Origin of the sequence: Ligilactobacillus ruminis DSM 20403 = NBRC 102161, from assembly GCF_900113455.1 — a bacterium.
GTDB classification, from domain to species: domain Bacteria; phylum Bacillota; class Bacilli; order Lactobacillales; family Lactobacillaceae; genus Ligilactobacillus; species Ligilactobacillus ruminis.
In genome coordinates this window covers 44,347-58,771 of record NZ_FOPI01000015.1, presented here as the reverse complement: position 1 = coordinate 58,771, position 14,425 = coordinate 44,347, and the positions used below count along the sequence as shown (strand labels likewise).

Annotated in this window: 11 protein-coding genes, 1 rRNA gene and 1 other annotated feature; all 12 genes read right to left on the bottom strand. The window is 42.8% G+C overall.

From position 1 onward, the window contains the following. A 16S ribosomal RNA gene (locus BMZ95_RS05770) occupies positions 1-207 on the bottom strand; the annotation flags it as partial. 507 nt (positions 208-714) lie between these two features. Continuing rightward, a complete protein-coding gene (gene tyrS / locus BMZ95_RS05765) occupies positions 715-1,971 on the bottom strand; it encodes a tyrosine--tRNA ligase (RefSeq protein WP_046922615.1) in 1,257 nt (418 codons plus the stop codon). A 302-nt stretch (positions 1,972-2,273) separates the two neighbouring features. Further along, the gene (locus BMZ95_RS05760; protein WP_041819831.1) at positions 2,274-2,735 is read right to left on the bottom strand and encodes a Fur family transcriptional regulator; all 462 of its coding nucleotides are present in this window, start codon (positions 2,733-2,735) and stop codon (positions 2,274-2,276) included. Positions 2,736-2,822: 87 nt separating this feature from the next. Then, positions 2,823-3,413: a metal-dependent hydrolase gene (locus BMZ95_RS05755; RefSeq protein ID WP_046922614.1), complete on the bottom strand. Its 591-nt coding sequence runs from the start codon at positions 3,411-3,413 to the stop codon at positions 2,823-2,825. Positions 3,414-3,441: 28 nt separating this feature from the next. After that, on the bottom strand, positions 3,442-6,546 hold the full coding sequence (locus BMZ95_RS05750; protein WP_046922613.1) for an SbcC/MukB-like Walker B domain-containing protein: 3,105 nt from the start codon (positions 6,544-6,546) through the stop codon (positions 3,442-3,444). Then, positions 6,543-7,670, bottom strand: coding sequence for an exonuclease SbcCD subunit D (locus tag BMZ95_RS05745; protein ID WP_046922612.1), 1,128 nt, complete (start codon positions 7,668-7,670; stop codon positions 6,543-6,545). Before BMZ95_RS05745 ends, BMZ95_RS05750 begins: the two co-directional genes overlap by 4 nt. Positions 7,671-7,812: 142 nt before the next feature. Then, positions 7,813-8,985 carry an acetate/propionate family kinase gene (locus BMZ95_RS05740; RefSeq protein ID WP_080927197.1) on the bottom strand — a complete coding sequence of 391 codons (1,173 nt, stop codon included), beginning with the start codon at positions 8,983-8,985 and terminating at the stop codon, positions 7,813-7,815. A gap of 69 nt (positions 8,986-9,054) precedes the next feature. After that, positions 9,055-11,628, bottom strand: coding sequence for a bifunctional lysylphosphatidylglycerol flippase/synthetase MprF (gene mprF, locus BMZ95_RS05735; RefSeq protein ID WP_046922611.1), 2,574 nt, complete (start codon positions 11,626-11,628; stop codon positions 9,055-9,057). A 361-nt stretch (positions 11,629-11,989) separates the two neighbouring features. After that, on the bottom strand, positions 11,990-12,355 hold the full coding sequence (gene rplL, locus BMZ95_RS05725) for a 50S ribosomal protein L7/L12 (RefSeq protein ID WP_046922609.1): 366 nt from the start codon (positions 12,353-12,355) through the stop codon (positions 11,990-11,992). A gap of 61 nt (positions 12,356-12,416) precedes the next feature. Further along, the gene (gene rplJ / locus BMZ95_RS05720) at positions 12,417-12,920 is read right to left on the bottom strand and encodes a 50S ribosomal protein L10 (protein ID WP_046922608.1); all 504 of its coding nucleotides are present in this window, start codon (positions 12,918-12,920) and stop codon (positions 12,417-12,419) included. 31 nt (positions 12,921-12,951) lie between these two features. After that, positions 12,952-13,068: a sequence feature (ribosomal protein L10 leader region), on the bottom strand. 69 nt (positions 13,069-13,137) lie between these two features. Further along, positions 13,138-13,830, bottom strand: a complete 693-nt coding sequence (gene rplA, locus BMZ95_RS05715; RefSeq protein ID WP_014072969.1) for a 50S ribosomal protein L1 — start codon at positions 13,828-13,830, stop codon at positions 13,138-13,140. 110 nt (positions 13,831-13,940) lie between these two features. After that, positions 13,941-14,366 carry a 50S ribosomal protein L11 gene (gene rplK, locus BMZ95_RS05710; protein WP_003693203.1) on the bottom strand — a complete coding sequence of 142 codons (426 nt, stop codon included), beginning with the start codon at positions 14,364-14,366 and terminating at the stop codon, positions 13,941-13,943. Positions 14,367-14,425 lie beyond the last annotated feature (59 nt).

Below are 14,425 nucleotides of genomic sequence, written 5' to 3'. Positions count from 1 at the left end.
GCGGTGTTCATGGTTATGCGGTATTAGCACCTGTTTCCAAGTGTTATCCCCCTCTTTTGGGCAGGTTGCCTACGTGTTACTCACCCGTTCGCCACTAAGCTTCTTTCGGTGAATGCAAGCATTCGGTGAAAGAAAGCTTCGTTCGACTTGCATGTATTAGGCACGCCGCCAGCGTTCGTCCTGAGCCAGGATCAAACTCTCAATTTATAGTTTGTGACTCAAAATTTACTAGCGAATTGACTTCGCAAATATTATTGCTCCTGTTTAAAACAAGAAGCCCTGCACATTTGCTTATCGAAACTTTGTTCAGTTTTCAAAGATCTACATTCATCACTTGCTCTCGCAAGCGACTTTATTATTTTATCAAAACTATTTATTGATGTCAAGAATAATTTTGAAAAACTTTTCTTATAACTTGTTAACGACTTGCGCCGTAACAACATAAATTACTATACTCTGATTATCATTAATCGTCAACACCCTTTTTATCTTTTTATTTACATCCAAATTTTATTTTAAGTCAAAAAACGAATTTAATGTTTTATACATCGTCAATAGTTCGTTTTTGAGATGAGCAACCATTATTTTATGCTTTTACCATTGTTTAAAAATCATCATAATACGAAATAATTTTTTTTGAATTTTTCCCAATTTTTTTGCTGTTTCATTTTTTATTAAAAAAAGAGTCAGGTTAAATCCTGACTCTAAAAAATATTAATCAATTACGCGTCCCAAGAAATAGCGTTTCTTGCCGCGTCGCGCAATTACGAACTTGCCATCAAATTGCTTGCTTGGATCGATCATGAATTCGAGATCTTTGATTCGATCGCCGTTGATGTAAATGGCACCATTCGTCACGTCTTCACGCGCTTGACGCTTTGATTTTTCAATGCCGCTCGCAACAAGCCATTCGACAATGTTTTCCGGCTCCTTGTTAACTGTAACAGTCGGCATGTTTTTAAATCCCTGCTCAATTTCATCCGCAGTCAAATCTTTGACTTCACCGGAGAACAAAGCCTTGGAAATATGCTCAGCCTGATGAACTGCTTCTTTTCCATGAACGAATTCAGTAACTTCTTCAGCAAGACGACGCTGTGCTTCTCGCTTTTCTGGTTCCGTTTCAACTTTTTTGGCAAGTTCTTCGATTTCTTCTTTGCCAAGGAACGTGAAGTATTTGAGATACTTGACAACATCACGATCATCTTGATTGAGCCAGAACTGATAAAATTCATAGGGCGTCGTCTTTTCAGGATCAAGCCAAACCGCACCGCCGGCAGATTTTCCGAATTTGGTTCCGTCAGCTTTCAGCATCAGCGGAATCGTTAATGCGAATGCCTGCGTATCAGACCCTTCCATCTTGTGAATCAAATCGATCCCGGCTGTGATGTTGCCCCATTGATCGGCACCGCCGATTTGAAGCTGAACGTCATTTTCCAACAGCAAATGATGAAAATCAACAGCTTGAAGAATCTGATAGGTAAATTCAGTAAATGAAATTCCGACTTCAAGACGACTTGCAACGACTTCCTTGTTTAACATCGTATTAATATTGAACAACTTGCCATAATCGCGCAAGAAGTCAAGCAGACTGATTTTTGAAAGCCAATCATAGTTGTTGACAATCGTGATATTGTCCTCGCCAAAAAGCTTTTTCATTTGTGAAGTCAAGGCTTCCTCATTGTGATGAACCTGTTCCATCGTCTGCAATGTCCGTTCCGTTGAACGTCCGGATGGATCGCCAATTGATCCTGTTCCCCCGCCAATCAAGATAAATGCACGGTGACCTGCCAACTGAAACCTTTTGAGCATCATGAAAGGAATCAAATGTCCAACGTGCAGACTATCGCCAGTCGGATCAGTTCCGCAATAAACTCCGACAGACTTTTCATCCAAAAGTTTGCTCAGGTTTTCTTCGTCAGAAACTTGATTAACGGCCCCGCGCCACTTCAATTCATCAATAATATTCGTCATCGAAATTCCTCCTAAAACAAAAATTCCCTGATGCCATCAGACATCAGGGACGAAATTTTTCCGCGTTACCACCCAGATTATCGCCAGATTTTACAAAAATCAGCAATCAACTCCAGTCATCGATATCGAGATGAACCGTTCAAACTCCACAATGTAATTCAACCATCAAGTTTGCCCTGATTTTCAGCACCACCATCAGTTCTCTTTGCCAGTGACTTGACAATCTACTTCGTTGCTTCAACGCCTGTATTTAATTGATTTAAGCATCAATAGTCCAATTGTAGCATATCAGCTTTGATTCATCAATTGCGATTGCTTATTTTGTCTTCCTTGCGCTGACACGCAGGGCAAAGGCCCAAAACTTCATACTGACTGCCAAAAACCTTATAGCCGGTATCTAAGGCCGCCGTCTTCTCAAATTGACGATACGCATCATCAAAAACGTCTTCAATTTTGCCGCAATTCACGCAAATCATGTGATAGTGCGGATTGTCAAAATAGTCATATCTCATATGGCCCGTTTTGTCAACCGCAACCTCAATCACAAGTTTCTTTTGCTCAAATAATTGCAAAGTATTGTAGACGGTTGCCAAACTGACGTTAAAATCGTTCTTCTTGAGATACTTATAAATCGTCTCAATCGAAGGATGCACCTTTGATTTCATCAAATAAGCCAAAATAACCTGTCTTTGAGGCGTCGACTTGATTTCATAGTCTTTCAGTTTTTGTGCAGCAGCAACTAGCATCTCAGAATCTCTCACCATGGATTTTCCCCTCTCCAGCTTAGTAAAGTTAAGGCCTTTCTATGTTAATATTATTGCTCAAATGGTTCTAAAAGTCCATAAGAAACTTCATGTTTTAAGACATAGAATTCGTTTAAGAAATTCGATCGAATACTTTAAAAATTCACCCGTTCTGCCTGGAGTCAAACTTTTCAAATTACCGTCATATGCCAGCTTCAATTCCAATAAAACAACGCATCCTGCTGCCAGAAAAACCAAGACCTCGCTCAGCTTTCCAGTACTGTAGTATGCAAACTTGCCACCTGATTTTGCCTTGTGTTTCGTCAGTGGCCAAAGCCAGTTGACCCCGTCTTTTGAAAAGCTGTCCTCTGACAAATGCAGCAAATACCCGCATAAAATCCAAAAAGGAACAAAATAGGCAGCTTGAGCGAAATAAAGATTTCTGATCCATACGAAAAATGCATAGACCAATACTGCAAAAAGAAGCGAATGCGTGCCGCCGCGATGTCCCAGCGTCTTATTGGCTACTTTGCTGATAAACTTGTTTCTCTTTCCCATATAGGAGCTGGGGTAATCTATATCCGGCAAAAGAGTCCCCGCGCAAAGGGCCATCGCATTCGGGAAATTTAAGTCTCCGGCACAAGACATCAAAGGAATTCCGACTGCCAATGATACCGCCAGATGCGTCTTATATTGCATTTTTCAAAAAAACCTGCCTTCGCTCTTTTTAGAATTCGGTCTGATATCCAATCGTGCTGATGCCTTCTTTTGAAGTTACCTGAATCTGAGCAGGAATTTGCTCTTTAAATTTGTCAACATGACTGATAATGCCGATCATTCGATTATTGTTTTCCAAAGACTGCAAGGCACTGAGAACTGATTGCAGTCTTTCATCGTCAAGCGTGCCGAACCCTTCGTCGATAAACATTGCTTCAATGCTGATGCCGCCGTTTCTTTCCTGAATGACTTCTCCCAATGCCATGGCAAGCGAAAGAGAGAAAATAAAACTTTCGCCGCCGGAAAGCGTGTGAACTGGACGGTTTACGCCGGCATTGTCGTCATAAACGTCAAGTTCCAGGCCCATATTTTTTAAGTTTGCCTTTGCTGTGTCATCCAAAACCAGATTATATCTGCCGCCCGTCAGCTTATCAAGGTGAACGTTTGCGACTTCAATTACGCTTCTGAAATAATTTGCCAGAACAAAGCGTGAAAAACCTGGAGCAATGCCCTTTTGACCACGGAGAACATTATACAAAGACTGTTTGCGCTCGGCAAGTTCCAGTTTTTTCTTGCTGTTTTTCCAGACTTTTTCGACCTTTCGGCGACATTCCTTGTTCTTGTTCAGCAAATTGTCTGATTGCTGCAAAAATTCTTTGGCACGTCCGTGACGCTCCTGTTCATCTCGTTGAATCCGCTTAATTTCTTCGATGTTTGGCCGAATCTTCCCGTCGATTTTCTTTTGACTTGCAGCATATTCGCCCGAAACCGTTGCTTCTTTTTTCTGAAAGTCGCTGATTTCACGCTCAATCTCGGCAATCCGGTCTTTTTCTGCAAGCAGTTCGTAAAGTCTCTCAGCGGAAATCCCCTTCTTCAGGCAAGCCGACTCGATTTCTTTTTCGGAAGCATGAAATAGATTTGACTCATTACCCAGGTTGATATTTTCTTTTTCGATCAGCGACTGCAACGAGGCACGCCTTTTATCAAGATCAGAAACTTCTTTATCATTGTTTTCCTTGTCGGCATCATATTTTTTAACGAACTCATCCCACTGATTCAGTTGTTCCTGCAGCTCTTTTCTGGTTTTGAACTGTTTTGGCAACTGTTTTTCAAGTTCCGCCAGACCGGCCTTTTTACCTGAAATCATCGCCTGACATTCGCTGAGTTCTTGTTTCAAGTCGGAAACAAGCTTTTCTCCTCGTTCAATTTCCGTCTGCAAAGTTTTAAGCTTCACTTCGGCTTCCGTTCTTTTTCGTGCCGTTTCTCTGGCTTGTGAGAGTTTTTCTTCGTTAGCCGATCTCTTGGCGTCGAGTTTTTTTTCAAGCTCGCTGATTTCAATGGTATCATATCCGAGAGATCGACTGAACTCAGTTATCTTCTCCAAAAAGTCAGCTTGACGTTCGCTGAACTCTTTTGATTTGGCATCTGCCTTGGCCTTTTTCTCTGAAGCATCGGCAACGGCTTCGTCATGTTTTTCTTTTGCTTTTTTTACTTGATTTTCCGTCACGTAAACGGTCTTTTCATCACCAAATGCAGGGCTCGGATGCTCCAAACTGCCGCAAACCGGGCAAGCTTCTCCCGGTTTGAGCAGCTTGGCCAATTCGTTGATCTGCAGCCTGGCCCATTGACTCTGGATGTTCTCATACTCCTGCTCAGCCGTTTTCTGGAGTTCCGATGCTTCAGCAGATTCTTTTTCCAAAACAACCTGCTCATTCTTCAAAACTTCAGCTTTTTGTTGTTGGGCTTTGTAATCCTGAAGTTTTTTTTCATTTTCTTTCAGCTGCTGAATTTCCAGTTCAAGACAGTGCTTTTCGTCGTCCGCTCCGGAATTTTTCTCGATAAACTTGTCCAAAGCGTTCTTAGAGGAAATTTTGCGTTCAAGTTCCGCTTTTTTTCCGGCAAGCTTTTTGGATGATTTGTCTGCCTGAGCTTGCAGGTCAGCAAGTTCGGCATTTTTTTGCTCGGCCTCGTCATATATGCCGACCCTTCCTTGCCACAGATTAAAATCAGCTTGCGCCTTGTCTTTTTGGGGAGCTTTCCGCAAAAGACTTTGCTTAGTTTCCAATGCTTTGCTGAATTTTTCCTTCGTTTCAGAAAATTCGGCATTTTGCTTTTCAATGTCTGCTCGGAGTTCTTCCAAGCGTTTTTGAGACGTCTTTTTTCTGAAAACCATCGTTTCGCATCCAAAAGCCCAGTTCAATTCCGCCAAATAATTCTTCTGCTCGTTGATTTTTGCCTGTTCTCGTTCCAACAGTTCTTTTTTTCGAGAAACTTCCTCAAATTCTTGAAAATCTTGCTCGAGCCGTTCTGCCAACGCCATCTTCTTCAATGCTTCATTGACTTTTTTTTGCGTTTCTTCTTCAGCCTCTTTGGCCTTGGCGCAATTTTCCTCATCTCTTTTTATTTGCAAATCCAGTGCATCGAACCAATCTTCAACCGGTTCTGCTTCCGGTTCCGCTTCCGAAAAGATTGCCTGTTTTTGTTCAAATAACAGCTCTTTTTTAGTTTCATCGCTGTCTGATCGGGATTCATCTGCTTGTTTTTTGATTTCCGAAACCCACTCGTCATAAAAATCGGTTCCAAAAATTTGATTGAGAATCTTCTCTTTTTTATTGCTGTCCGACATCAGAAACTCTTTAAACTTTCCTTGAGGAAGCAGAATAATCTTGCTGAATTGTTCGGCGCTTAAATTGAGAAGGCTTGTTACTTTGACTCCTATTTCATTCGGCCCTTTTAATTCTGCAAGATTTCCGTTTTCATCCTGATATCTGAGAATTGCTTTTTTGGTGATTTTGCCATTTTTTTCTTGGCCTGCCGTCTGATAAAATGAACGATTGACGGTATATTCTTTCCCTTGATGCGAAAACGTCAATTCAACTTCCGTTTTTTCCTTGCAATCCTTTACAAAATCGCTGCGCAACAAGAAGACGTTTCGATCCTTGTCGGTTGAACTCCGACCGTAAAGCGCAAAACACATCGCATCAAAAATGGTTGTTTTTCCGCTTCCGGTAGCACCAGTGATCAAGAAAAGCGGAGCTTCGCTGAACTTGGTAAAATCAACTTCCGCATCCTTATAAGGTCCAAAATTTTTCATTTTCAATTTCAAAGGTTTCATTGATTTTCCCTCCCGTTGCGTACGTCCTGAAGCGCCTGTTCCATCATTTTGCATTGTTCTTCGTCAGGATCTTCTCCGACGGTATCTTTGTAAAATGTTTTAAACAGTTCCATTTCAGATAATTTTTCCAAATTTTTAACACCGTTATTTTCGTGATTGACGCGTCCGTTGACACGCTTCAGTTCAATAATTCGCGGATAGTATTTTTTCAGGCGATTCATCACATCAATGATTGGAACGCGATCTTCCAGTTCAACCGCAACGTAATCATCATCAGGAATTTGCCGATAATTTTCCGGTTTGATCAGATTTTCGAAAAGTCCCCTGACGACTCGTACGTCATTCAAAGGTTCCAATGGTTTATAGGCAATTGTTTCCGAATCGGTATCGACAACGTAGACCCCTTTTTGATCTGATGTTTCAGAAACCGAGTATTTTAAAAGCGAACCGCTGTACTTGACCTTTTCTGATTTTGAAGCACGATGCTGATGGAGATGTCCCAACGCGACATAGTCAAAACATTCCAATTCATCTATGCCGACTGCTTCGAGTCCGCCGACTTCGCTTGGGGTTTCCGAATCAGATTTCAAGGATCCAACGGCAAAAAAGTGTCCCACAAGCACATGCTTAAAGCCGTCTTTAAATCGTTCCTTCATCAAGGAAACTATCCTTCTGACGCATTGATCGGCAGTTTTAAGCGTTTCATCTCCTAAAAAACTTTTTGCTGCGCTGATTTCAAAATACGGCATCAAAAAAAACTGTACTCCTGACATTTCAATCGGTTCTGCTGCCCGTTCAAGCTTCGTATGCAGATAAAAGGACGTCGATTCAAACCACTCTGAACCCGTTGAAAGGCGTTCGGCCGAATCATGATTTCCGCTGATGGCCAATAACGGAAAACCATCTTCCAAATTCAGTTTTTTAAGTGCCCCGTTGACCATCCGAACGGAATCTTCGCTTGGCATCCCGCGATCGTAGATATCGCCTGCAATCACGATTGCGTCAACTTTCTCGTCAATGGCTATTTTTTCCAGTTTTCTCAATGCATCGGCCTGTTCTGTGCTCAAGTCGTAGCCATGCAGCTTGCGACCAACGTGCCAGTCCGCAGTGTGTAAAAATTTCATACCTGAAACGCCCCCTGATCATTCGTTTAATCGATTATAGCACAAGGAATGTACGTTCGCAAAACACTTGTGCGAGATTTTCTCTGCATTTTTAAGAAAAAAAGCCCCCGCATCAAAAGCGAGAGCCTTCTCTTAAATTTTCCTATAATTTTTCCTTGATTGCCTGAACCATCGCCAATTCTTCGTTCGTCGGAACAATCATGACTTTGGCTTTGGAATCTTTCGTCGAAATAAGCCCTTCAGCATTTTTTTCGTTCAAAGCTTCATCCAGACTGATTCCAAGGCAGGCAAGCTCTGAAACGACATCTCTTCTGAGCGAAGGATCGTTTTCTCCAATGCCGCCGGCAAAAACCAGCACGTCTGCTCCGCCCATTTCAACATAATAACTTCCGACGTACTTGACGATGCGGTTGATGAAAATTTCACGTGCCAAAGCACAGCGCGAATCGTCAATATTGGCACGAATATCGCGCATGTCAGGGGACTTGCCTGAAATTCCGAGAAGACCTGATTCAGAATTGAAAAGCTGCAGGATCTCTTCTGCGGACTTGTCCAGTTTTTTCATTAGAAACGGAACGATTGACGGATCAACGTCGCCGCAGCGAGTTCCCATCGTCACGCCTGTCAACGGCGTAAAGCCCATGGAACTGTCATAGGCCTTGCCGTCTTTGACAGCAGAAATCGAAGATCCGCTGCCCAAGTGAAGCGTAATCAGTTTCAAATCTTCAAGCGGCTTTTCCAAAAGCTCGGCACAACGATGCGAAATATAGCCGTGGCTGATTCCGTGTTCGCCATAGCGTCTGATTCCGTATTTCTGCGTAAGTTCATAGGGCAGACTGAAAATGGCATTCATCTCCGGCATGTCCGTGAAAAACGTGCTGTCAAAAACGGCATATTGCGGAGTGTCAGGCATCACCTTCTGCATCAGTTCGATGTATTTTGCCTCCATCGGATTGTGCAACGGAGCATGATCGCTCATTTCAATGATTTCTTCAAGCTTTTCGGCATCGATTTTGGTTGCGCCTCTGAATTTCTCACCGCCGGCAACGACGCGATGGCCTACGCAAGCGATTTTTTCAAGGGACGTGATTCCCTTTTTCTGAATCTTTTCGATAATCAGCTCGCAAGCACGTTCATACGTTAGATTGTCATAAGTTTCCTGAAAATTTTGTTCTCCGTATTTGATTTCAAACTTTGAACCAGGCATCAGCATGCGTTCAACAAGCCCTTTGGCAACGACCTTTTCCGTTTCAAGTTCAAACAGTTTCCACTTGACCGAGGAACTGCCGGCATTCATAAGTAAAATATTTGACACGAGTGCACCTCCGTTTTTATTTCTCACTCTCAGTATACATTAAAATTAATCGACTTTCATTCCCAAAAATTAATTAAAGATTCTCGGCTTGACCAAACCCTTGTAATCATGTTTGATGGCCTTCGAGTTGATGACGCTCATCAGCTGAAACATCGTAAATGCGATCTGCGAGCGTTTGCGGTAGACAATAAAGCTCTTCTTCCATATGTCAACGTATTTGTTCTTATAAGCCTTAAGGCCTTGGAAACTGTAGAAATGGTAGCCGTATTCATAGATATAGCGCGCAGTCTTTTCCGTAATAAATTCACGATTAAAGTCGGCACCGTCTCTTGTCGGCGCCATCCCAAGATCAACGTAAGCATAGCCCGCTTCTTTGGCATTTTCAAACAAAAACAACGATAAACGCGCCATGGTCTGTGCCGGAGCATCTTTGACATAACGCATCAGATCGCTTGAAACTACCCCGTGCTTGCGCGGCATGATGCTTGAAAAAGCCTTCAGCTTGCCGGAAGAATCCCTCAAAGTAATCAAACTGCCTTGATCAAGGTAATATTCATCAAAAAAGCCTACGGAAAATCCTTTTTCGTTTCGATTGCTCAGCCACTCATCCGAAACTTTGCGCATTTCACTTAATAACTCTTCGCTATATGGCGGCTTCAAAAAATCAAGCACATAGCCGTCATTTGCGAAGCGGTTGATTAAAGCCCGCTGATTGTGATGCTTTTCACCATGCAAATTGAATTTCTCAAGATCAACCAGACCCTTTTTGCCAATCTGCAGGAAATCATAGCCGTATTCATGCAGCAAAAGCGTGAAATCCTGATCTATGTCGTAAAAAACAGGTTCAAAGCCGTACAGATCCGCCGTCTTCAAAAAATCTTCCAAAGCTTCCTTGAAATATTTCGGATTCCCGACCGGCTCCCCAATGCAAAATAGTTTTTCCTGCTTTCTGCGATACATGAAGAAGACCTGATCTTTTCCTTCTGATTTGAAGAAATAAAGCGATTTGTCGCGCAAGTAGACCAGGTGCCCTGCATTTCCGCAACCAAAGCGACTGATGATCTGCTTGATTCTCCGTTCATCAAAGACCTGAGGCACAAACGGCGTCAGGCCTTTCGATAAGTACGTCAGCATGAGCAAAAGAATCAGTGCCGCAATCATCAACCCGATGAACCCGGCAAGCCAGTCTTTTTGAGCAGGAAACAGCAAGTATTCCGGCACATGATGGCGATTGCTGAAGCTTGGCGTATTCAAAATTCCGACCAGCGTGTAAAGTAAGAAAGTCCCCGCAAAAATCGCGATGTCTGCAACCATCTTACCGATGGAATATTGCATCTGCTTGCGATAAAGCTCGTTTTTTGACAGGAAAACCAAAATCATTACGAATCCCAAAAAAATCGCCAGACTAAGCGAGTAACGATTCAAAAGGGTATTGATGACACCGATTGCAAGCACGATCAGCGTCGGCCAGTATGCGCGTTTGACCTTGGCCGAAATTCCCCTGGCAAGTCCCAGCAGCATAAAGGCAAAGATAATGTCCGAAACCTGACTGATAAACAGGAAACTGTACGAATACAGCTTTCTCAACAGCTCATTGGAATTTGCAAAACGCGGAACGGCAGCTTCAAGCAGCATTAAAATTCCTGAAGCATACAAAAAAATAGTCAAGACGAAATGCGCGACTTTTTGAACTGCCATCTTTGGAATTCCGTTCAGTTTTTCGTTAATGTTTGAGCCTGTTTCATGAACAAAAAGAATAACCCCGATGACAAAAGGAATTATGTAGTAGAACAACCGGAAAAACATGATCCAGACAACGGCCGTTTCGTTTGAAACGCCAAGCGTTGCCATGCCGTACATCATAAAAACGTCAAACGAGCCCAAGCCGCCGGGAACCATTGACACGATTCCCAAAACCGAACCGGTAATATACATTGCAAGAATCGTCAAAAAATCCGTTTTGATTCCCATCATCAAGCCGATAAACAAGAAAAATCCGCCGGCAAACGTCCACTCGAAAAAAGAGCTGATAATCAGGGCCAGTTCGCGTTTCAACGTCAAGTCGGCAAAAAATTCGGTCTGTTTGAATTTTGTCGCGATGAACAGTACGGGAAAATACACTCCTCCGCCGACAAGCCAGATCCAGTAGCTGCCGAACAGTTTTCCCATGCCGCGACCATAAATCAATGCAAGAGAAATCCAACAATATATGGAAAGTCCTGCCAAAACAAACAGCGCAATTTTCGAAAGCGCGTAGACAATCTGCTTGACGCTTGCGTTTTTCTTGTAAAAATTGGCGCGCAACGTTGCCCCGATGACGCCGCCGAATCCGGCAACGTTGGTCGTCGTATTGACGATCCAGCCGCTTTTGAAGATATACGGCACACTGTATTTTCCAGGAAGAAATTTCACGACCGTAAAATCATAGGCAATCATCGGAAGAACGGCAATCAAGCCGACAAAAAACATCACCGCAATCGTGAGCATTGACTGATTTTCAAGTCCTTCTTGAACTTTTCCCCAATCAATCTGTTTAAAAATTCGCCCGATTTCGTAAACGACAAATATCAGAACAGAAAAAACAAACAACAGCTTGATAAATTTCAAGCGCTTTTCAACAAAATTTTTGAAACGCTCAATCAATTATGACCCACCTTTCAATTTTCCGAACACATATCCAATTATATTATAATCAATCTTCAAAGAACTTTCTCATAACAAGGTTAAAATAAAGAAAAATTATAAATTTGAACGGAGACGTTTTTTATGGCAACATTTCTTGACATCTTGCTTTTGGCTTTGATCGTTGCGACAATCGGAAATCTGATTTCAAATTTCAAAAGAAAAAAAACAGGACTTCCAGAGCATGAGCTGCTTCAGAAGCCCTGTTTGTTTTTTCGCATTTCATCCTGCGACTCTGCATTTTTATCGACATTAACGATTTTTGCCGTACAAAAAAGGAGCCGGAACAAATCCCGACTCCTTTGAAATCAAACAAATTAGACTATTTAAGAGTAACTTGTGCGCCAACTTCTTCAAGTTTAGCCTTGATTTCTTCAGCTTCGTCCTTAGCAACGCCTTCCTTGATAACGGATGGTGCACCGTCAACCAAGCCCTTGGCATCCTTAAGGCCAAGACCCGTAACGTCCTTGACAACTTTGATAACCTTAACCTTGCCGGCACCAACAGATGTCAATTCAACGTCAAATTCCGTCTTTTCTTCTGCAGCGCCTGCAGCAGCACCTGCAGCTGCAACTGGAGCAGCAGCAGAAACACCGAATTCATCTTCGATAGCTTTTACTAAGTCGTTTAATTCAAGAATGCTAGCTTCTTTCAAGTCAGCAATGATCTTTTCTGTATCTAAGGCCATTTTAAAATCCTCCAATTTAATTGATATGTTATGTTTAAAAACTTATGCGACTAAGCGCTGATTAAGCAGCACTTTCGTCTTTGCTGTCTGCGACTGCCTTGACAGCGTATGCGAAGTTGCGAACAGGTGCTTGAAGCACGGAGCAAAGCATGGAAAGCATGCCTTCGCGGTTTGGCAACTTGGCAAGAGCGTGGATTTCGTCGAGGGTAACAACTTCCCCGTCGATCATACCACCTTTGATTGTCAATGCTTCATGATCTTCAGCAAACTTGGAGAAGATGCGTGCAGGTGCAGTAGCATCTTCAGAACCGAATGCAACGGCCGTAGGACCTGTGAATGTTTCATCCAAGCCTTCGTAACCAGCCTTGTCTGCAGCACGACGCAAGAACGTATTCTTGATAACGCGCATTTCAACGCCTGCTTCACGCAATTCCTTACGTAATTCAGTTACTTCGTCAACCGTAAGACCACGGTAGTCAACAACAACTACAGAAGATGCATTGTTGAATTTTTCAAAGACTTCTTCAACAATCGCAGCCTTCTTTGCGATAATTTCTTTACTCAATTGATTCACCTCCTAGTCATTGTGCCAGGGTTTTCCAAATAAAAAAACCCTATGTCCACCAAGACACAGAGAGAGAACTTAACATTGCTCCTCGGCAGGATATTAAGGCAAAAGCCACCTGAGTCTTAGGTAGAATCATAATATAAAAAATTGACCTTTATCAATTTATCACATAAATCGATAAAGGTCAACTGTTTTTTCAAATTAATTTTAAAAATTAAAGCGAGTTCGTATCAACCGTAACGCTTGGGCCAAATGTTGATGCCAAGCTTACGTGCTTGATGTAAGTGCCTTTTACGGCAGCAGGACGAAGACGGGAAATCTTTTCGTAGATTGCGTCAAAGTTGCCCTTCAATGCTTCTTCCGTAAATGAAACCTTGCCGACAGGAACGTGCACGTTGCCGTCACGATCCGTACGATATGTCACTTGGCCGCTCTTAGCATCGCTGACAGCCTTTTTGACATCCATCGTAACAGTGCCTGTCTTAGGGTTAGGCATCAGGCCTTTAGGTCCAAGAACGCGACCCAAACGACCTACTTGAGCCATCATGTCAGGCGTTGCGATTGCAACGTCGAAGTCAAGCCAACCGTCTTGAATACGTTGTACCAAGTCATCGTCGCCAACAACGTCTGCACCGGCATCCTTAGCTTCTTGTGCCTTAGGACCCTTTGCAAATACGACAACGGTTTGTTCCTTGCCAGTACCGTTAGGAAGAACCAAAGCACCGCGCAATTGCTGATCTGCTTGCTTTGTATCCAAGTTCAAGTTAAATGCAACTTCGATCGTTGCATCAAAATTAGCAAAGTCGATCTTCTTGACAAGTGCCAATGCTTCGCTTGCATCGTATGCCTTGCCAGCTTCAACTTGCTTTGCAGCTTCTAAATATTTCTTGCTTTTCTTTTTAGCCATTAGTGAATTTTCCTCCTTGCAATATGTGGTCTATCGGATAAACCTCCCACTTGACACATCCGTTTTCACGGAGTATCCGACTGAGAAGCGTGGCCGTAGAGAGATTATAATTAGTCTTCTACAACAAAGCCCATGCTTCGTGCAGTACCTTCAATCATGCGCATAGCAGCTTCAACGTCTGCCGCGTTTAGATCTTGCATCTTCGTTTCAGCGATTTCCTTAACTTGTGCTTTCGTAACTGTAGCAACTTTCTTCGTGTTAGGTTCGCCGGAGCCTTTTTGTACACCAGCAGCTTTCTTAAGCAAAACTGCAGCAGGCGGTGTCTTTGTAATGAAAGTAAATGAACGGTCTTCATAAACGGAAATAACAACCGGGATAATCATACCAGCTTGATCAGCCGTACGAGCGTTGAATTCCTTTGTGAAGCCCATGATGTTGATACCAGCCTGACCCAATGCAGGACCAACTGGTGGAGCTGGCGTTGCTTTACCAGCAGGGATTTGTAATTTAACAACGTTGATAACGTTCTTTGCCACGGTAACATTCCTCCTATTCCGTGTGTGGTTCGGATGGCCATCAGATTTGGCCTCCCACT